This window comes from Bacteroides sp. ZJ-18 (assembly GCF_011038705.2).
In the GTDB taxonomy this organism is placed as follows: domain Bacteria; phylum Bacteroidota; class Bacteroidia; order Bacteroidales; family Bacteroidaceae; genus Bacteroides; species Bacteroides hominis.
In genome coordinates, this window is the sequence record NZ_CP072198.1 from 764,901 (window position 1) to 784,770 (window position 19,870).

11 protein-coding genes are annotated in these 19,870 nt (G+C 45.6%); 5 read left to right on the top strand and 6 right to left on the bottom strand.

Translation table 11 applies throughout. From position 1 onward, the window contains the following. Positions 1 to 4: 4 nt before the first annotated feature. The 3 genes from G7Y45_RS03155 to G7Y45_RS03165 are packed head-to-tail and all read right to left on the bottom strand — an operon-like array spanning position 5 to position 6,297. A complete protein-coding gene (locus G7Y45_RS03155) occupies positions 5 to 3,196 on the bottom strand; it encodes a TonB-dependent receptor (protein ID WP_032529723.1) in 3,192 nt (1,063 codons plus the stop codon). A 51-nt stretch (positions 3,197 to 3,247) separates the two neighbouring features. Then, positions 3,248 to 4,900, bottom strand: coding sequence for a glycoside hydrolase family 172 protein (locus tag G7Y45_RS03160; RefSeq protein ID WP_165018006.1), 1,653 nt, complete (start codon positions 4,898 to 4,900; stop codon positions 3,248 to 3,250). A 23-nt stretch (positions 4,901 to 4,923) separates the two neighbouring features. Beyond that, a complete protein-coding gene (locus G7Y45_RS03165) occupies positions 4,924 to 6,297 on the bottom strand; it encodes a sugar porter family MFS transporter (protein ID WP_005812555.1) in 1,374 nt (457 codons plus the stop codon). 552 nt (positions 6,298 to 6,849) lie between these two features. Between G7Y45_RS03165 and G7Y45_RS03170 the strand changes: the two genes are divergently transcribed. From G7Y45_RS03170 to G7Y45_RS03180, 3 genes are all read left to right on the top strand, one after another. Beyond that, a complete protein-coding gene (locus G7Y45_RS03170) occupies positions 6,850 to 8,451 on the top strand; it encodes a fimbrillin family protein (RefSeq protein WP_165167669.1) in 1,602 nt (533 codons plus the stop codon). Positions 8,452 to 8,966: 515 nt separating this feature from the next. Beyond that, on the top strand, positions 8,967 to 10,586 hold the full coding sequence (locus G7Y45_RS03175) for an FISUMP domain-containing protein (RefSeq protein ID WP_165016836.1): 1,620 nt from the start codon (positions 8,967 to 8,969) through the stop codon (positions 10,584 to 10,586). Between the two features lie 25 nt (positions 10,587 to 10,611). After that, complete coding sequence (locus tag G7Y45_RS03180) at positions 10,612 to 11,376, top strand: DNA-binding domain-containing protein (RefSeq protein WP_165016834.1); 765 nt, start codon at positions 10,612 to 10,614, stop codon at positions 11,374 to 11,376. Positions 11,377 to 11,545: 169 nt separating this feature from the next. Here G7Y45_RS03180 and G7Y45_RS03185 read toward each other — a convergent pair whose 3' ends face one another. Both G7Y45_RS03185 and G7Y45_RS03190 read right to left on the bottom strand, forming a co-directional pair. Further along, positions 11,546 to 14,302: a substrate-binding domain-containing protein gene (locus G7Y45_RS03185; protein WP_165016832.1), complete on the bottom strand. Its 2,757-nt coding sequence runs from the start codon at positions 14,300 to 14,302 to the stop codon at positions 11,546 to 11,548. A 79-nt stretch (positions 14,303 to 14,381) separates the two neighbouring features. After that, positions 14,382 to 16,028, bottom strand: a complete 1,647-nt coding sequence (locus G7Y45_RS03190) for a glycoside hydrolase family 32 protein (protein WP_165016830.1) — start codon at positions 16,026 to 16,028, stop codon at positions 14,382 to 14,384. A 240-nt stretch (positions 16,029 to 16,268) separates the two neighbouring features. Between G7Y45_RS03190 and G7Y45_RS03195 the strand changes: the two genes are divergently transcribed. Then, positions 16,269 to 17,741, top strand: a complete 1,473-nt coding sequence (locus G7Y45_RS03195) for an alpha-L-fucosidase (protein ID WP_165016828.1) — start codon at positions 16,269 to 16,271, stop codon at positions 17,739 to 17,741. Positions 17,742 to 17,861: 120 nt separating this feature from the next. Then, positions 17,862 to 18,794: an AraC family transcriptional regulator gene (locus G7Y45_RS03200; protein ID WP_165016826.1), complete on the top strand. Its 933-nt coding sequence runs from the start codon at positions 17,862 to 17,864 to the stop codon at positions 18,792 to 18,794. Here the strand turns inward: G7Y45_RS03200 and G7Y45_RS03205 are convergent. Continuing rightward, on the bottom strand, positions 18,739 to 19,797 hold the full coding sequence (locus G7Y45_RS03205) for an alpha-L-fucosidase (protein ID WP_032540908.1): 1,059 nt from the start codon (positions 19,795 to 19,797) through the stop codon (positions 18,739 to 18,741). The two genes, G7Y45_RS03200 and G7Y45_RS03205, sit on opposite strands and share 56 nt — an antisense overlap. Positions 19,798 to 19,870: the final 73 nt, after the last annotated feature.

Below are 19,870 nucleotides of genomic sequence, written 5' to 3' on the forward strand. Positions count from 1 at the left end.
CTATTTAAAAGGTTATATTAACTCCAACTGTAGCGGTAAATGGAATGACATAGCCAAAGTCACGGATTTCAGGATCGGGACCCGAGAAGCGGTTGCTATCCCACCATTTCTTGATAGTGAATACATTGTTAGCCGAAACATAGGCACGCAAGCGGCTGATCATGGCTTTCTTCACCAGACTTTCCGGGAAAGTGTATCCCAATTCCACTGTTCTCAGTTTCAGGTACGAACCATCTTTGAGGAAATACGTAGACGTACGCTTTTCGTCATTAGTGTTACGGGTAGACAGAGCCGGAATGTTAGAATCCGGATTCTGGGGAGACCAGGCATTAAATACGCCTTTCAGGTGATTGGTATTATTCACATTCTGAATGTTCCAGAAGTCACTGTATTCAATCCATGAATCCCAAACATCTCCGCCATGTACACCCTGGAAAAAGAGAGCCAAATCTACATTCTTATATGAAGCCTGAAGGTTCAAACCATAAGTAAAGTCCGGATCGCTGACACCAATCCACGTACGGTCATAATCCTGAGTAATGCGTCCGTCGCCATCAAGGTCCTTGTAACGGATACGTCCCAAGCCTTTTCCAGCCTGTTGCGGTGAGTTGTCCACCTCTTCCTGAGTTTTGAAGATTCCGTCTGCCACATATCCGTAGACAGAGTTACGAGGACGTCCGATAATATCGTCCAACATACCGTTTCCACCATATACACTTCTCACGTTGTCCGGCAATTCGGTAATCTTATTCTTGAAGGTAGCAAGGTTTCCCGTAATGCTGTAACTAAATCCGGACGGAAGGTTATTCCGGTATGTCAACAAGATTTCAACTCCTCGGTTTTCCATGCTCGGACCATTCACATAAGTATCTCCACCTTCACCAAACGCACCGATATAAGGGGGTAAATAAAGCATATCGGTTGTTTTCTTATAAAAATAGTCGATAGTTCCGACCAGGCTCTGATTGAAGAAACCGAAATCGATACCGTAATTGGTCTGTGTCACCGTTTCCCATTTCAGTGTCGAATTACCGGTGAGATATTTGCGGAAACCAGACTGTAAAGAACCGCTTTCCTGTCCGTTCATAGCATAAGAAGTTCCGTTATAATCGGCTACATAGCTGCTTTGCAAGTATCCACTCGGGATAGCCGAGTTACCGTTACGCCCCCAACTGAATCTCAATTTCAGATCCGAAAGAAAATCTACATTCTCAAGGAACGGTTCGTTCTTGATTCTCCATCCCAGCGAAAATGCTGGGAAAACTGCCCAACGGTTATCAGCACCGAACTTGGAAGAACCGTCATAACGTAACGTTGCCGATGCCAGATATTTGGAAGCATACGAATAATTAAACTTACCGAAGTATGACAACAGAGCATAAGCATCACCCGAACCGGTAGCCTCTGTAATCTTGTCGCCGGTAGCCGAACTCAAAAAAGCATAGTCTCTGTCTTCCAGGGTCAAACCGTCTTTCCGCGCATAGAATGCTTCGCTTTCAGCTTTCGTGAATTCCATTCCGACTACAGCTCCTATCGAGTGTTTTCCGAATTGCCCGTTATAGTTGATCTGGTTGGTCCATTGGTATTCAAGGAAATGGGTCTGATCATTGCGGACATAATTAAATTTTTCATCACGGCCCGAACCATCTGCTTCACCCCATTTTTTATCGACTGCCCGATAGTATGAACCGCGATAGTCTACACCGAACGATGTTCTCAGGTTCAAACCTTTGATAATCATCAAATCGGCATACGTATTACCAATTACCTTCAGGAACTTATTGACATTGTCTTTCCCCAGGATAAGGTCTTTCACCGGATTACGATAATCGTCCATACCCACGTCGAGAGAGGCACCACCCCAGCCACCGGTTTCGGTATATACAGGAATGATAGGGGGTTCATTCGCTGCAAGCTGAGTATGATTGGCTTCGCGATAGTTCATGTAGTTCAACTCCAGATTCTCACCTACTTTCAGACGACCATTCAATAAATCGTATTCCGAATTCAAGCGGGCCGAATATTTCTTCCAGAAGGTTTCAATCTGGATACCTTCCGTATTTTCATAACCCAGGTTGAAAAAAGTACGTGATTTTTCAGTACCACTCGATACTGAGATCTGATGATTCTGCGATACTCCGGTACGGGATATTTCGTCGATCCAGTTAGTATCGGCCGAGCGCATAGTCTTGGCTGTATTCAGCCATTCCACCGGTTTCACGGAGTTAAGCACCGGATAACCGTTACCGTCATAACTCCAGTCGTAATCGAAGAAACGAACACTTTGTTTGATCTCACCCAATTTGTCATCGTTGGCATACGCCTGCCAGATGGCACGTCCATATTCTTCAGTATTCAGCAAGTCGGGTTTATTAACCCACTTGGAAAACTGTACACGACCTTCGTAGCTGATTTTCGATTCACCCTTTTTACCCTTCTTCGTTTCGATAATGATCACACCACCGGCAGCTCTCGAACCATAAATACTGGCCGAAGCAGCATCCTTCAACACCTGAATAGATTCAATGTTCGCCGGGTTGATGTCCCTCAAGTTGTAATCGCCTGCCAATCCGTCGAGTACGATCAGCGGGTTGGGTTGTGCATTCAATGACGTAAGTCCGCGAATCTGTATCGAAGCATTTCCACCGGGGCTACCATCGGCAGTAATAAATACACCCGGCAATTTTCCCTGCAAAGACTTCAGTGCGTTAGTCGAAGGATTCTGAGCCAAATCCGAGGTATTAGCAATGGCAACCGAACCGGTCAGATCGGCTTTGCGCTGCGTCATATATCCGGTCTGGATAACCACCTCGCCCAACATCGTGGCATCATCGGCCATTACCACGTCGATCTTGCTTAATCCCTTCACAGCTTTCTCCTGTGTAGCCTTTCCAATAAATGAGAATACCAGAATATCTTTATCCGAATTCACATCAACCGAATACTCACCATTCAGATTCGTAATCGTACCTTTCGAAGTGCCCTTTACCGACACGTTTACTCCGATCAGCGGGTCACCTGTTTCCTTTTCGGTCACCGTACCCGTAATGACTTTCACCTGGTTGATATCCAGATTGCCTGCGTATGCCATCATTGTCCCCGAGAACAAGACAACCACCCAGACCAAAAGCCTTCTCAACACTTCTTGCAGCCAGTCACTTCCGGAGGCCACAAGGCAAGGTCTTTCATGTTTCATATTCACCAATTAGATTTAATTAAAAATTTAAATAATACTATCATATGTTTTTCAGTTTGCCGAAGCTTCGACAGCAGGCAGCAGCTGCCGGCGGGCTTCTTCAATATCTGAAGTTCCAAATACCTGTGCCTCCGGATCACCATACCAGTAAATGGTAGTGGCATAATCAACCTCACCCCGTTTCCATCCCAGCATTTCAATATCGAACTTAAAGCTCTTATTGAAAGGGATGCCATCCAGATGGCGGGTGCGATAGAAAGCATTATAACCGTGAGAGCTTTCCAAATCGGCTCTCGGAGCTCCTCCGAATGGAGTATAGAAAGGCACTACCGGTGCCCAAGAGCTATTATAGTAGTCTTCCGTACCTGTGCCGAAATGTGAAGGGAAAGTATCATCGTCTACCCAAATCTTCTCGTCACCTTCGCCATACCACAACGGAGCATGATTGTACAGTGAAAGTAAATCACCTTTATAGACGCCCTTTCCTTTTAGTGTAGCGAAGTTCCATTCTACACACTGATCGGCCTCTTCGGGTTTATCATGGATGTAGATACCGTTCTCCTGCCTCCATGAAGCATAGAAATACAATGACCGGTCTTTATTCCACTTCAACGGGGCCACGTTTACCTCCAGTTCAGTATCAACCGGCTGGGAAGAAAGGTTCAGTACTTTCAAGACTCCCGATTTGCGGTAAGGCATCAACCAGCGACTGGAGATGTTCCCTTTCCCGTCGGACGTCAGATACCAACTATCCACTTTGGGAGCACCCATGCCACCTCCGGAGAAATCACTCAAGGGCACCCATACGGTCTGTTTCCCGTCGAATGTGGCACTGAACACCAATTCCCGCATCAATTGCGCATATTGCTCCGGATTATCAACACGGATATTGAACTTCACTTCATACACCGCATTTTCACCTGTCGGCAGCGGAATGGTCAGTGAATCGGAAGAAAGAAGGTTCTTATTCTCCCGGATCATTTCACCTTTACGTCCGGCCATCGGATGGAGAAGACGATCGTCTACTTCAGCTATTTTCTGTGCTGCTCTCTCTACCACTTCTTTAGAGAAAGTCTCCACCTGTGTACCCTCCGGATATTTACGGAAGTTGATGTGGTAATATTTTGGAGTAGGATTCACTCCCGGTTCGTCTTCGAACGTCACTTTACATCCACGGGCATACGGGATAGGCAGGAACAGGGTATTTCCTCCCTTACCTTCGGGCGTATAGCTGGTGTGTGCCTGCAACATTCCTCTTCCCAATCCGGGCACATTGATCCGCATCAGGTCATAGGCGGGAATAATCCAGCCCGGCTGGTCGGAACCATCGAAATAAAACCTCCATGTACCGCGTTTGTCAATAGTAGTAATCCAGATGCGGGTGATAGCCCCCGGTCCGACTTCGTCGAACATTACTTTCTCGATACGGCCTGCTATCGTATCTACCCGCTTGATTCCAAACCCATCGCTGTTGGCAAACCAACCGGCAGAATCGGGTGATACCGATGCACGGTCATAACTACTTTCCTGACGACAAGTATAAGAGGGAACCGGATATAGCGCCTGCTCCTCCACCGATACCATTTCGTCCAACAGCGTTTCCAGTGTTACCGGCTTATCCGACACTTGAGAGCCGCATCCCCACGAACAAAACAAGAGTCCTGCGCAAACGGACAACCATACATTTCTTTTACTTTGTTTCATACTTATATCTAATTTTGTGTTTATTATATTTTCGAGAAAGCATGTTCTTCTTTTGCGGTCTTTTCAGCTTCTTTATCCACTCCCAATTCTTTTTCTATTGCCTCCAGCGACTTTCCTTTAGTCTCGGGCACACAAAATAAAATGAATGCGAATGCAGCAATGCTGAAAACAGCAAAGATTCCGAATGCGACCGATCCGCCCAGGTTATTCAGTATCCAAGGAAAAAACTGAACGGTGAGGAACGTACATAACCAACTTACTCCGGTAGAGAGTGACATGGCCGTTCCACGGATACGGGAAGGATAGATTTCGGAAGTTACCACCCACATCAGCGGTGCCAGCGAAGCTGCAAAGAACCCGATGTAACACAGCACGGCTATCAATGCGCCGATGCCATTGGCAGCAGGTACAACGAAGGTATAGACCAAATAAAGCAACGAAAGACTCATTCCCAAGCTTCCGGCGAGAAGCAGGATTTTGCGTCCCACTTTATCGACCAGCCATACAGCAATCAGGGTAAACAACAGATTCACCACGCCCACCAGGATGGATTGCACAAGGGCAATATCCCCGGCAACACCTGTCATCTCAAAAATAGAAGGAGCGTAATTAATAATGACGTTAATACCCGTAATTTGCTGTAAGGCGGCCAGTATAGAACCTATGAAAACCACTTTAGCCAAGTTACCCTTAAACAATTCTGTTACCTTTATCCTATCTCTACCTTCTTGTGTGTTTGTGTCGGACACGGTCATCTCACCGGCTTCCAGGTTCAGCTTACTGGCCACCTGTCTGGCTCTGCCTGCTTTTCCGCGGGCCGAAAGCCATCGCGGACTCTCGGGCAATATAACCAACAGTAGCAGGTAGGCTACACTAAAGAAGAACGGGAATCCCAGCATCAGGCGCCAGTTCCGCTCGTAGTCCAGCAATATATAATCTACAATATAAGCAATCAGAATTCCTATCACAATGGCCAGTTGATTGTAAGAGACCAGTGTTCCCCTCAACCGGGCAGGAGAAATCTCGGATATATAGATAGGTGCTACGGCAGAAATCACGCCGATCCCCAGCCCACATATCAGGCGAAAAACCAGCAGTGAAACCAGATTGACAGACAATGCGCAACCTAAAGAAGAAACAATAAAAAAGATAGCTGACGAGAACATTACTTTCTGCCTGCCATAACGGTCACTGAAACCTCCTCCCAGCAAAGCACCGCAAAGGCAACCTACGGTCAGAATACTTACCACCAATCCCAAAGCCATATCATCCAACATGAATTGTTCCTGTAAAAAAGGAACGGCTCCGGAAATACCTGCCATATTTAATCCCACAATCAATCCACCAAAGACGGTGATAAAGGTATATAGGAATAAAGGTTTGTTCTCTCTGTTCATTTTGATTTTAAATTTATAGTAGTTATACGATGTGTGATTGTTGATGCAAGGTTAGCCAGAATAGTACAGAAGCGATATAACGCAGGAAACAAATAATATAAGAATAGTAACATCCAGCAAAAATACTGCCAGACTATCAATCCGGTTACCCACTGATGTAACGAAAGGATAAAGCTAATAATGAAGCATTTGGAAAAAAATGATTCTTGTAATAAGTGGGTTGTCTTTTATCAAAAGGAAGGTAACGTTTCAAAAGACGTTCGTCTGATGCAACAAAGATAAGTCGCTTTTTTCATCTGTGCAAATCTTTTTACATCGTTTTAATTATCAGTCATTTATCTCTTCTTTTTGTATTCAGCGCACAGAGCAAAGACCGTGTTTCAAAAAACGAACGTCTTTTGAAACACAAGAGCCGTTCTATCTATCTAACTTACACAAACTTACCGCAAAATAAAAGCTGTATTCACAGCCTGCTATAGCCGGCCTGTCCATTCTTAATGGGAAGGCCATGCTGAGTACGATCTATTTTATTCACTTCTAAACATTTGAATTATGAATACAAAGGCAAAACTTCTGTATGTAGGCTTTCGTGCGTTAAGCACATGCTGTGTGTGCGCGGCTTTTTTAATGATAACATCGTGTGGAGACAATGTTGTGAACCCCGACAGCCCCGAACCGGACGGAGGGGATATGATCCCTATTACGGTCAGCCGGGTTGAGGATGGCAGCTATATGGAAAGTCATGTTGATACTCCCGCCACAACCGGGGGAAGAACGCTTGTAGACGAATGGGTACCGGTTAAGGAATCACCCGCCAGCAGGGCCATACCTGCTACCGTACCTTACGAGGGTCCTTCAGTGGTCCGGATGACACTCCGCGAAGAGCCGCAAGTCACAACCCGTGCCGCTACATTGGGTAATGGCATTTATTTCCGATTGATCGCTTTCCGTAAGGTGGGCAGCAATTACGTGTTCCAGTCGGCAGCGGATTTTACGACGAACGGGGCTTCCGCTCCCACACTCAGGCAAGGAAAGTTACTCACCAGAACGGGAACTGTCCGTGTGATCGGATACTCGTTCAATAGTACGACAGCGATGGGAACAATCCCTTCATCCTATGCCTATAACGGTACTTCCGTCACTATCCCGAATATGAGTAATGACTTTATGGTTTATGACTCGGGGGACATAGCGAATGTGAGTACAATCAACCACAACCTGTCGGTTAGTTTCACGCAAAAACTCTGCAAGCTGACGGTTAAGCTCTCCTTGTCACAGTTTGGAAGCAACACGTTTACCAACTGTACGGGCGTATATGTTTCTCAGGGCGGTAATGCGTCCGCCTGGACGATAGGTCCCTCTACAAATAATGTAAGTGCCAATACCGGAAATACACCTACATTCAATATTGGCAATAATTCTACTGCCACTGTGCGGTTAGTTCCTTTTTCGGGTTCACGGGCGATCACGGTGCATATCGGTACGCTGAAACTTAGTAATTACTTCAATGCGAATAATCGGAATATCACCTCGAGTCAGAATGTGCAGTTGCTGCCGGGACGGAGTTATACCATTACACTGAAGTTTGAATTGGGAGTACAATTGGCGGCAAGTGACATTAACCTGACACAAAACGGATGTACAACGAGTGATAAGAATAACTTGGCGAAGTTGAGATGGGCCACGGGAAATTTGAAGAGTACCGGAAATACGAATTACGTGTGGACTACTGCAACAGATAGAGGTTATTATTATACGTTTTATAGTACTTATACCGGAAATACAAATACTAATAATACAGATCCTTGCTCTAAATTAAATACTGCATATTATGGTACAGGATGGCGTACTCCAAGTAGGAATACCTTAGCAATGCTATCTCGGTGTACAAACAAAGCATTGATTAATAAAGGCATGTGGTTTATGAATAGTAGTATAGGGCTTTTTTTACCTGCTGCAGGATATCGTAATGACAATAGGGGAGGCAGTGGCACTGAAGCCACAACAGGTCCTGATACTGAAGGATATTATCAAAGTAGAGACGATGCAGGGGGAACTGTTTCGTATTTTATGCTTTTAAGAAATGGAACGGCCGAAATTCAGGCTTACCAAAAGAAAGATGGTAAAACAGTACGTTGTGTAAAAGGAGATTAATGAGTTTTCTGAATATTCTTTAAATAGTAGCAGTCTATTTACAATAGATATTAAACAATAATATTCACTTTAAATAAACCGATTATGGGAACTTAATTCAAAAGCCAGCGTGAGAATAATGTTGTGTTACATATAAGAGAATAGGAATACAAGACAAGTAAATGAGAAGACTTATAAGATGCAAATTTAACTTTTGGGAACGGTGTTTCAAAAGACGTACGTCTGATGCAACAAAGATAAGACGCTTTTTTTATCTGTGCAAATATTTCCACAGTGTTTTAATTATCAGTCATTTATCTGTTCCTCTTATATTTAATGTGAAGAGTAACAATAATGTTTCAAAAGACGTACGTCTTTTGAAACATTATTGTGTATTCAAGACCGTTATATCTGATTGTAATACACAAACTTACGCATAATAAAAGTGGTATCAAACAGCCTTTCCGGACTTATACGAGGATGTATAGGTCTGCAATGTGTCTTTGATACGATTATTCACTTTAATATCATAGTATATGAATAGAACTTTTATTACGCGAGAGTGTCTCGGTAAAGCCTTATGGCTGTGTTTGTGCCTTTCGATAGCAGGATGTGCGGAAGATGACAGAATGACTCCCCTGTCTGCTGACAGCGGGGATACTGCCGACGAGTTAATCCCCATCCAAATCAGTCTGACGGGTGACAACGACTATCATTCTTCCTCTTTTAATGACGCTTCGACCCGTAACCACTCTCCCCTGATCGCCGAATGGGTGGGGGTAAAAGCTTTCTCCCCTACACGCACGGGAGAGCAACCGGACTATGAAGGTCCCCGGATAGCCTCGATGGAACTGACGGAAGATACCCTACCCCGTGCAAATACCCGTGCAACAGTATCTTCAGGAGTCTATTTCCGGCTAATTGTTTTCTGGAAGTCCGGAAATAACTATGTCTTTCAGTCGGCGGCCGATTACACCTCAAATGGTACGGGCACTCCTGTACTCAAACAAGGGAAATTGCTGACACGCTCGGGAACGATACGTGTAGTTGGTTACTCCTTTAATACCGCTACAGCTGCCGACTTGGGAACTATGCCTTCCACGTATGCCTACAACAGCAGCACAGTTTCTATCCCTAACATGAGCAAGGACTTCATGACCTTCGATTCCGGAGATATAACGAATGTAAACAGCCTCAGCCACAACCTTCCGGTGAGTTTCAGTCAGAAGTTGTGTAAACTGACAATTTCCATTAGTCCCACCGGATACCCGAGCAATACGATCAGCAATTGTACGGGTGTATACGTAAAGCAAGGGGGAAATTCCACATCGTGGAAGATCGGTCCTTCGAGCAATGTGGTAGCTGCCAACACGAATAATACGGCAGCATTCAATCCGAACACGACCCTGAGTACAACCATACGCATGGTTCCGTTTGCAGGGGCCAGAACGATTACAGTGCATTTCAATACGCTGACGGTAGGAGGACGGATTGTGAACAACAACACCGAAATCACGTCCACCCAAAGCGTACAGTTGAAAGAGGGAATGAGCTATACACTAAAAATACAGTTTAAAAAAGGTCCCGGCATCAATGTGTTGGAGAGTGATATTAATCTTACGCAAAACGGATGTACGGCTCAGGATAAGAAAGACCTGGCCAAATTAATATGGGCGGATGGGAATCTGAAAAGTACAGGAGCGAGTAATAATTATGTGTGGACTACTTCAACTGATTATGGATATTATTATACTTGGAATCAAGATTATAATAGAAACAATATAGATCCATGCGCAAGACTTAACCCTACGACATATGGTTCAGGATGGCGAACACCATCGATAAACGAATTGACTAAACTTTCTCGATGTACAAATAAAATAGTGACTAATAAGGGCGTATGGTTTATGAATAACAGCAAAGGAATCTTTCTCACTGTAGCAGGAGCAAGAGGAGAAGGAGGATGTGGTACAGTAGGGACACACTTTGTCGGAGAAGTTGGCTTTTATTGGAGTAGTGATAATAATAATAGTAATAATAATTGGGCGCGTAGGCTTGTTCTTGATGCTCGATCTACACTTAGCATAGAAATACAAGCTGATGGTCCGAAAGGTGACGGGCATTCTGTCCGTTGCGTAAAAGGCACCAAACAATAATATTCACTTTTAAACTTAACAAATCATGAAAACCGAACTCAAAGGCTGGCTTGCGGACAATACCGTGACCACCGACAACAAAGAAGACAAAATCCTGGTATTGGAAAGCGCCGGAAACCTGACGCTATCCGATGTACTGGATGAAATGAAGAAAGAAGATACCGGTTTGCGGGCAGAGACTTTAAAGCATGCCGTCGATCTTTTTCAGCGCACAGTATCGGAATTGGTACTGAACGGATACTCTGTCAATACGGGGCTTTTTCGTGCCGTACCACAGTTTCGCGGGGTAATAGACGGTGGAGTATGGAATCCCGAGAAAAATTCTATCTATGTTTCCTTCAATCAGGATAAGGATTTACGTGAAGCTATCGCACGGACCGGTGTGAAAATTCTGGGAGCCAAAGGTGACCCGGCCTACTTCATCGGCGGTGAAGACGCCGCCACCCGTGCTACGGACGGTAGTGCAACTGCGGGACGTAACTATCGCCTGCAAGGAAAGAATATTAAAGTAACAGGCACAGACTCTGCCGTAGGTATCGTATTGATTGACGAAAAAGGCACAGAAACGAAGTTACCGATGGATATGATTGCCATAAACAACCCCTCGGAAGTATTGGTGCTACTTCCTGCCGACTTGAAAGACGGAACCTATGAGCTGCGACTGACCACACAATACTGCCACAGTTCGCAGACAATGCTAAAAACGCCGAGAACTGTCAGTCGATTTATCAACATCGGCGCATCTCAAGGAGATGGCGATGGTGATATTGTAGATGATCCAACGGCCTAACAGTAAACATACCGGCACATTTCATATCGTCCCGCATTGAGAAAACTCAATGCGGGACAATTTTGTATAATGCGTATACAGCATTATCTACGGCTCGTATACTACTCTATATACGTACTGTATACAGAGTTGCATACGGTGCGTAGACAGAACGATCTGTTTCCCATATTCAGTTAGCCACCATTGCCTCTGTCGGAGTGACCCCATAAAGTGTACGGAAACATTTAGTGAAATAGGCGGGCGAAGTAAAACCGGTCATATAAGCTATCTCACTGATATTATACTGCCGGGCTTTAAGCAAAAGCATTGCTTTATTGAGCCGGTAATTCCTCAGGTAATCAGTGGGTGAAACCCCGAACAGTGTTTTCATCTTCCGGTAAAGGTGCACCCTCGACAATCCCAAATGTTCACTCAGGTCTTCGATGCTGAAATCGGAGTTTTCATATTGCGTGTCGACAATGCTCAGCAGCTTGTCCCTGAACAACTCGTCTACCTTCATCAGTTTGCATACCTCCACATTGTCCATCGTACCGGCCCGGAGATTCTTCATATAAGCTTCCTTCATCTTTTGCCGTTCCGAAATCATGTTGATGATACGTATTTTCAGGAAGTCGATGTTGAAAGGTTTGGGAATATACTCGTCCGCCCCTTCGGCAATGCCGTAAATGCGCTGGCTGTCTTCGGACAAAGCAGTCAGAAGTATGATAGGGATATGGCTGAAAGCAAGATCGTTCTTCACCCGGTTGACTAACTGGAAACCATTCATACCGGGCATCAGCACATCACTCAGAATCAGGTGGAAAGCGACGTCCTTCCCCAACAGATCCAACGCTTCATTGCCATTACCCGCCACTTCGACCTGGAAATTGTCGGACAGCTCCTTCCGCAGGCTGTATCGCACATCGGGGTCGTCTTCCACCACCAGAATATGATAATCGTAGGTCGTGGACAGCATTTCATTCACTATCGTCGTATCCACTTCCATGTCATGATAACTCAGATTGAAACGGTCGGTCTCTTCCAGTATATATTCGTGGGTATAGTGAGCCATGTCTTTGTAAAGCCGGACACTGAACAAGGTATATTCTCCGGGCTGGCTCTCTACACGAATTTCACCGTCATGCAAATCGACGTATTCTTTCGAAAGATTAAGTCCGATGCCGAAACCTGCCGTACCGAATGTCTTATTACCGGTATAAAACCGCTCGAAGAGATGCTCCATGCTCTCTTTTGAAATCCCCCGCCCGTGGTCCTCCACTTCCACCAGAACAGTTTCTGCCTCACCGATAACCCTGACGAAAATATCCCCGCCGCCATCCGAATATTTAAAAGCATTCGAAATGATATTCACCAATACCTGCTCTATCTTATTGACATCGATATGGATATTCAGCTTGTCGATGTTGGTGCAGAACTGATAATGGATCTGCTTCTCTTGGGCAATACCGGTAAAGTAATCGAAGACCTCTCTGACCATTCCTATCAGATCTACCTGACGCAGAATCAGTTTCATCTTGTCGTTGTCAATCCTGCGAAAATCGAGTATCTGATTGACAATCCGGTAGAGCCGGTCTACGTTCCGCTTCATCAAAGCCACATCTTCCTGAATAGAAGGATCGAGCCTGGAGTTTTTAATCAGTTTGTTTACCGGCCCCAGTATTAACGTAAGGGGAGTACGGATTTCGTGGGAGATATTGGTAAAGAACTGCAGTTTCTGGTTCGAGATGTTTTCTATCTGGTTATTCTTGACCGCCAGTTCCTCCTTCTGCGCCTCTACAAGCTGGTTTTTATCATACAGTTCTTTGTTTTTGTTCTTGATGCGGAGATTCATGTACATGACATATCCCAACAGAGGGATAATGAGTAACATCAACGCCAGGATCAATATGGTGGAGTTGCGCAGGAACTTGAAACGAGACAGCAGATTGTCTTCTTCCTGCTTCTGGCGGTTGATCCGCTTTTGGTAATGATTCAGTTGTTCGGACTGTGCCAGAATGGTTTTTGCGTTTCCCCGGTTAATGATAGCGGTATTCAATACGTAGTTTTTCTTCACCTTCTCGCCATTGATAATGGCCATGGCCACCTGAATGGAGATAGCTCCTCCGGTAGGATACTGAAAAGAGGCTTCCAATTTCTCGTCGGCTACAGCCTGCAACCCGGCTCCATCACCATATACTCCGTCGATACCTATAAACCGGATACGTCTGCCGGACACAGAGTCACGCTTCATAATGACATCACGTGCAGCAAGGGCCATTACATCATTATGGGCATACACCAAGTCGATATCTGTAAAAGCAGGCAGCTTGCTGACAGCATCGTAAGCACTGTTATAGTGCCACTTACCAAAAACCTGGGTCACCCGGAAGTTTTTGTCGCTGCGGAGATGGTCAATAAACCCGTCATGGCGTTCCATGGCGGGCGAAGAGCCTTCCAGTCCCCATATTTCAAGTATTTGGGAATTGGGCGAAAGTTGTCCGTTGATATATTCGCCGATGGCAGAACCGATGTTGTAATTATTGGCGCCGATAGAAACCGTATATTCATCCGACTGTATCTTACGGTCGTGGATAATGGTAGGAATGCCTTTCCGGTAGGCTTCCACTGCCACGTCGGTAATGGGAACAGCTTCGTTGGGTGAAATGATAAGTACATCCACATTCTGCGAGATCAGTTTACGGATCTGGGCTACCTGCCGGCTGCTGTTATCCATTGCATTATATACTACCAACTCCACGTTGCGGTAATTGGAGGCCTCAATCTGCATTTCGAGCAATACGGCTTCGCGCCAGGAATCGGAAGTGCACTGAGAAAAACCGATAACATATTTTCTGTCCGCCTCTTCCTTCCGTTGGCAAGAAGACAGGAATACGAACAGGCCTGCAAAAAGCAAAAAGCCGAACCGGAATAGATTTGTGTTTTTCATGCTGTGTTCTCCTTAGTAATACGTATATAAGACGTCCTGAAGCAAAGAAACAGGACGCCTTATCAAAAGAAAATGTTCGTTACCAGATGGATTTTACCGAGAACACTTCCAAGTTTTTGACTTCTATGTTGTTACCCCAGAAGTGAAGTCCTTCGCGATTTCCTTCACGCGGGCTCCGTTTCATCGAATACGAATAAGCTCCTCCGTCGATGAAGACTTCGATAGAGGTACGGTCGATGTATATGTCGGCTGTCAGTTCCATACTGGTGCGGTCGTCGGGTGAATAGAACACACCGTTTATCAGATTGGAGTTCATGTCATAATCCACCAGAGGCTGTCCGTAAAGATTCAGTCCGCCACTGGTGGCATGTGATAACTTGATGGTAGTCCGTATCCGCAAACAGTCCTTATCGGAAAATGATTGTAACCGCCCGTTGGCTGCATCAGAAGTAAGTGATGTCCAGTTTCCTACCGGCCGGAACAGTTGCTCTGCCTCCCTGACAGGAACACTAAACAAACGGACTCCCTTTGAAGTAGTACGAAGGGTCAGTTCATTAGGCAGCAGCATCATTCCGTTGAACGGCATGCCATCGTGTGAAATTCGTCCCCAGCCTATCTGGATGCGACGTCCGTCACTGGCAGGCAGGTTGCTATAGGTTTGGGCAGCATACATACTTCCTGTATAATAGTAGTACTTACCCGCCTCCGGAGTAAATGTCTGGCCATCAAACGATCCCAGCATATAAGTACCCGAGGCTCCGTACATCACCCATTTCGTGTGATTCTTATCTCCGTCGACCGGCAGCTCAAACAGTTCGGGACATTCCCAGAAACCGGTAACATGGCTCTTGTACTCCCAGTTCTTCAGGTCGGAAGAGTTGTAGATGGAATGTCCGTCCCGCTCGTTGAGCACCATCACCCAATGTTTGCCGGGTGCGTACCAGAAAACTTTCGGATCACGTGTGTCTTTACTATTCCATTTTGCCTTTGAGTCTATCACCGGATTGCCTTCGTATTTGGTAAACGTACGTCCCCGGTCGAGGCTGTAGGCAATGCACTGCCGCTGTTTCTCCGGATTATCCACTGTATAGGCGGCTACCAGTGCCGGCTCTCCTTTTTTATTAAATCCGGCGGTATTATCATAATCGATCACGGCCGAACCGGAGAAGATGGTTCCCAGTTCATCGGGGTGCAAAGCATCCGGCAGTTCCTCCCAATGTACCAGGTCACGGCTCACGGCATGTCCCCAGGTCATGTTCTCCCATTCCCGTTCGTAAGGATTATGCTGATAGAAAAGATGGTATTCACCTTCATAGTAAACCAATCCGTTAGGATCGTTAATCCATCCGCGACGGGTAGTGAAGTGAAATTGCGGACGGTTCTTCTCTTTATACAGGCTGTCTTGCCCCGCAATCACATCGTCCTGATAGATCTTCTCCAATCCGGCAGACTCTCCTTCATAGCTGATTCGGAGTGTCTTGCCTTTCCAGGAAGAAACATCGCAAAATACCCAATAATCGGGTTTCCCGTCGGCCAGGCGAATCACGAAATTACGTTCCGGAGCCCCTTTCACCTCGAATGTCATTTTCTTCCGGTCCATTTGGTGGGACACAGGAAGGTTGATATACTTCTTCGTAATCTTCAGCGTAACATCGCCGGCAAATGAAGCAAACAGGTTACCGGCAAGCAGCGTTGCGGCAAAAAATAATTTTGTAGTCAAATGCATAGTTTTATTTTGTTAGTTAATAATGGAAAACCTGAGTGCAATTTTACGCATTTTTTCAGGGATAAGCTATCACTCAGCGTACAAAACGTATCACTCAAGTTACCCGAAAGATATTCCCAATGGAAGCGACCGGCAGAGAATGACGGATTTAGCAAAGTTTATCACGGATTCAGCCAGAACCGGTAACCATAAAATGACCATCTTTGCAGCATATTACATTTTATATTATATCTGATCATCATGAAACATCTTACAAACATTTGCAAAGCAGCCTGTGGAGTCTGCCTGGGTGCAGCCTTATATGCCTGTACATCTACCGCCGTACAGACGGGGCCCCTGCCTACCAAAGGGCAACAAGCCATGATTGACCGTAAATACGGCATGTTTCTCCACTTCGGCATGAACACTTACCTCAACGTGGAATGGAGTGACGGCACTGCCCCCGCCTCAACGTATGCCCCTCCTGCCGACATTGCGCAGAAAGCCGCACAATGGGTGAAAACAGCCAAAGAAGCCGGAATGCGCTCCATCGTACTTATTACGAAACACCACGATGGCTTCTGCCTTTGGGACAGTAAATATACCGACCATGACATCGCCAATCCGGGCATCAAGCACAAAGTAGACATCGTACGCGCCGTATCGGATGCCTGCCACGAACAGGGAATCGCATTTTCCATATATTATTCTCTTTGGGACCGCCATGAACCCAGCTATAAGGATTCCGACAAATATAAATACATCGGGTTTATGAAAAACCAACTCAAGGAGCTGATGACCCAATATGGAACCGTACACGAACTCTGGTTCGACGGTGGATGGGACCGTAAAGTGGAAGACTGGCATCTGCAAGAGGTATACGATTACGTCAAAAAGATGCAACCAGAATGTCAGATATCTACCAACTGGACTATCGGCAAACGTCCGGTAGACATGCAGGAGGGCGATTCAATCATCTACTTCCCGTCTGACTTCCGTTTATGGGACCCGTTTCTCCCGGTAAAGGATGATCCTAAAATATATACACATAGCGGGAAGCAATACTATCTGCCTTTTGAAAGCACACAGACCATTTCTGTGCTTGGCAGTTGGTTCAATCATCCGGAAGACAGTACCGTACGTGAACTCGACGAGTTGGAGGAAATATTCTATGTGGCAACATCCAATGACAACTGTTTGCTACTGAATATCCCACCGGACACCAACGGCGAACAAAGCCCCAAAGCAGTGGAGCGCATCAAAGAACTGGGCAAGCTGCTGGGTATCGATTCCGGTAAACCGTTCCCGAAAACGTTGAAGCGTCCCCAGTCTATCACGACCGATGCACGGGCTGAAGCAAGCAGCACACTCAAAAACGACACCCTCCATTACGGAGCCAATTATGCAGTGGACAGTGACGTTACAACCTCCTGGATCAGTGCAGACTCCGTCGGCTCCATCACCGTCACTCTGGACAGGGAAGCCAGTTTCAGCAAGTTCTTTATAATAGAATCAGAGAACAGCATCCGGAAGTTCTCCGTCGAGGCAATAAAGGAAGGAAAAGAGATACAGGTTTACCAAAGCGAAGTATTGCCACTCACCAATTCCAATAGTTTCATGGGATACGGAATCATCGAATTCACACTTCCCGAAGTATTGACAACCCGACAGTTCCGTATACAGATTCAACAGTCCGACGGACATCCCAGCATCTATTCCATCCGTTTAAAATAGTCCGACTGTCCCAATATAAATGGATAACGTATAAAAACACGTTATCCATTTGTTTTTTTAGCCCCAAACATTTACCTTTAAACCCGCATAAAAACAATGTGTTTGCCTCAAACGATACATATGTCAATCTCAAACACGACATACACCTTTTCATTATCTATGCTCTACGCCGGCTTCAAGCGTGTAGAGAACTGGTGGAATTTCAGGAATGTCATCAGTCCGTTTTACCGCCTGTACTATATTGAGAACGGACGAGGAAGAGTATATATAAATAATGTGGTTTATGACCTTTTACCGGGCCAATTGTTCCTAATCCCCAAGTTTGCTTTCCACAGTTATGAATGCGATGACTTTATGGATCACTATTATATCTGTTTCTTTGATGATTTGAACGGAGTGCCGGGAGTGCTCAATCCACTTCAGCTAAACTTGCAACCGGAAGCCGCTCCGATGGACTTCTCACTGATAAAACGTTATCTGGAACTTAATCCGTACAAGTCATTACAGGTTGTAGACCCACAGAGTTATGACAATACCAAGTCACTTTATGAAAACAGGACCGAGAAAAATCTATCGCAGTTGTCCCACACCATAGAGAGTCATGGAATCCTGCTGCAACTTTTCTCCCGCTTCATTACAGAAGCCAGTATGAGTCAACTACACGGCAGTAACTCATACATCAAACTGGACGAGGTGATACAATACATCCACAAGAACCTCGACAAACGTATTACGGTAATCGAGCTATCCGAGCGGATGTGTCTCACCCCTGACCATTTCTCGAAAGTATTCAAAAAGATAATCGGTGTGCCTCCCTGCGAATACATCCAGATGAAACGTATCGAACGGGCACAAGCCATGCTGATCTCTTCGAAACTCAATATCATGCAGATAGCGGAATGTGTCGGCATTTATAATCCTGCGCAATTCACCCGCTTGTTCAGCAAGCTGACCCAATGTTCGCCCAGAGAATACCGGGCGAAACAATTGAATGATATCACTTACTTACGGAAGAAAGATTCAGCTTCTCACGCAAGCGGTTCAGAATCGTGATATCTTCTTGCCTCAGTTTGCCGTCACGACCGGGAGGGCAGTTTAAAATCAAAATATTGTCATTCCTGGTACATTGACGGTATAGTTTCGCCAACTCGTCAACAGACTTGAAGTTTGTATCCGTAGTATGATAAAACCAACGGTCACTAATACAAACGGTCGACTCCCAAGGCATATAATAATCTTTGCCGTCATGGGTAAACAGCTTCGGGTCATCGTCTGCCGGCAGGTACGGATCGCCCAGTCTGAAGTCACTCGGAAAATAACGAATCGGATATCCCGCCCGTTGATCACCCGGCAACACAGGATGCGCATCCGCATTTTCAGGTGAACCGATGCTCCAGTTGATGCCTATCTGGCATTCGGGTTCTTTCGACTTGATGGTTTGATAGATATCCATCACCGGCCAACGGTAATTCTGTTTCACCCATCCTCCGTCAAACCAGAACTCAACAATAGGAGTATGCTTTCGTGCAATGTCGACCAGTTCGGCGAGTTGCCGAAGCATATACTCATTGTATCCGGCATCTTTACTCCGGTCGTCAACGTCCCGGTTCATTTTGCGGTCCCAAAGTGAGTAATATAACCCAAGCCCAATTTTATACTTTTTGCAAGCCTTGGCCACAGCTTCTACCACATCGGTTTTGTTTCCGGAAGCAGCCACATCGTAATCGGTATACTTACTGTCCCAAAGACAGAACCCATCGTGATGTTTAGTGATCAGAATCACATATTTCATACCCGCATCCCTGGCGGTTCTTATCCACTGTTCGGCATCAATGGCAACAGGCGCATACGAGGAAGCCGGCTTGGAACCGTCCGTCCACTCTTCATTATGGAAAGTATTGATGCCAAAGTGAATGAACATGCCATACTTACGTGCGATCTGCTTCTGTTGTGCCTTGCTGGGGAGGTCAGAGGGAACAGGAAGAATCAGTTTTTGTGCATGAGCACTTATGCCCAGCATCATTAAAAGAAAGCTGCTTAAAAAGAATCTCTTCATAACTAATAATAAACTTGATGGTACATCACAGGATTATTCTCTACACAGCACAAAGATACCGGACATCCCGAAA

What these genes read in the sequence shown, in the direction of transcription:
- G7Y45_RS03180 (WP_165016834.1), top strand. Translation starts at nt 10,612, where the DNA reads ATGAAAACCGAACTCAAAGGCTGGCTTGCGGACAATACCGTGACCACC.
- G7Y45_RS03160 (WP_165018006.1), bottom strand. Translation starts at nt 4,900, where the DNA reads ATGAAACAAAGTAAAAGAAATGTATGGTTGTCCGTTTGCGCAGGACTC.
- G7Y45_RS03190 (WP_165016830.1), bottom strand. Translation starts at nt 16,028, where the DNA reads ATGCATTTGACTACAAAATTATTTTTTGCCGCAACGCTGCTTGCCGGT.
- G7Y45_RS03155 (WP_032529723.1), bottom strand. Translation starts at nt 3,196, where the DNA reads ATGAAACATGAAAGACCTTGCCTTGTGGCCTCCGGAAGTGACTGGCTG.
- G7Y45_RS03165 (WP_005812555.1), bottom strand. Translation starts at nt 6,297, where the DNA reads ATGAACAGAGAGAACAAACCTTTATTCCTATATACCTTTATCACCGTC.
- G7Y45_RS03185 (WP_165016832.1), bottom strand. Translation starts at nt 14,302, where the DNA reads ATGAAAAACACAAATCTATTCCGGTTCGGCTTTTTGCTTTTTGCAGGC.
- G7Y45_RS03175 (WP_165016836.1), top strand. Translation starts at nt 8,967, where the DNA reads ATGAATAGAACTTTTATTACGCGAGAGTGTCTCGGTAAAGCCTTATGG.
- G7Y45_RS03195 (WP_165016828.1), top strand. Translation starts at nt 16,269, where the DNA reads ATGAAACATCTTACAAACATTTGCAAAGCAGCCTGTGGAGTCTGCCTG.
- G7Y45_RS03200 (WP_165016826.1), top strand. Translation starts at nt 17,862, where the DNA reads ATGTCAATCTCAAACACGACATACACCTTTTCATTATCTATGCTCTAC.
- G7Y45_RS03170 (WP_165167669.1), top strand. Translation starts at nt 6,850, where the DNA reads ATGAATACAAAGGCAAAACTTCTGTATGTAGGCTTTCGTGCGTTAAGC.
- G7Y45_RS03205 (WP_032540908.1), bottom strand. Translation starts at nt 19,797, where the DNA reads ATGAAGAGATTCTTTTTAAGCAGCTTTCTTTTAATGATGCTGGGCATA.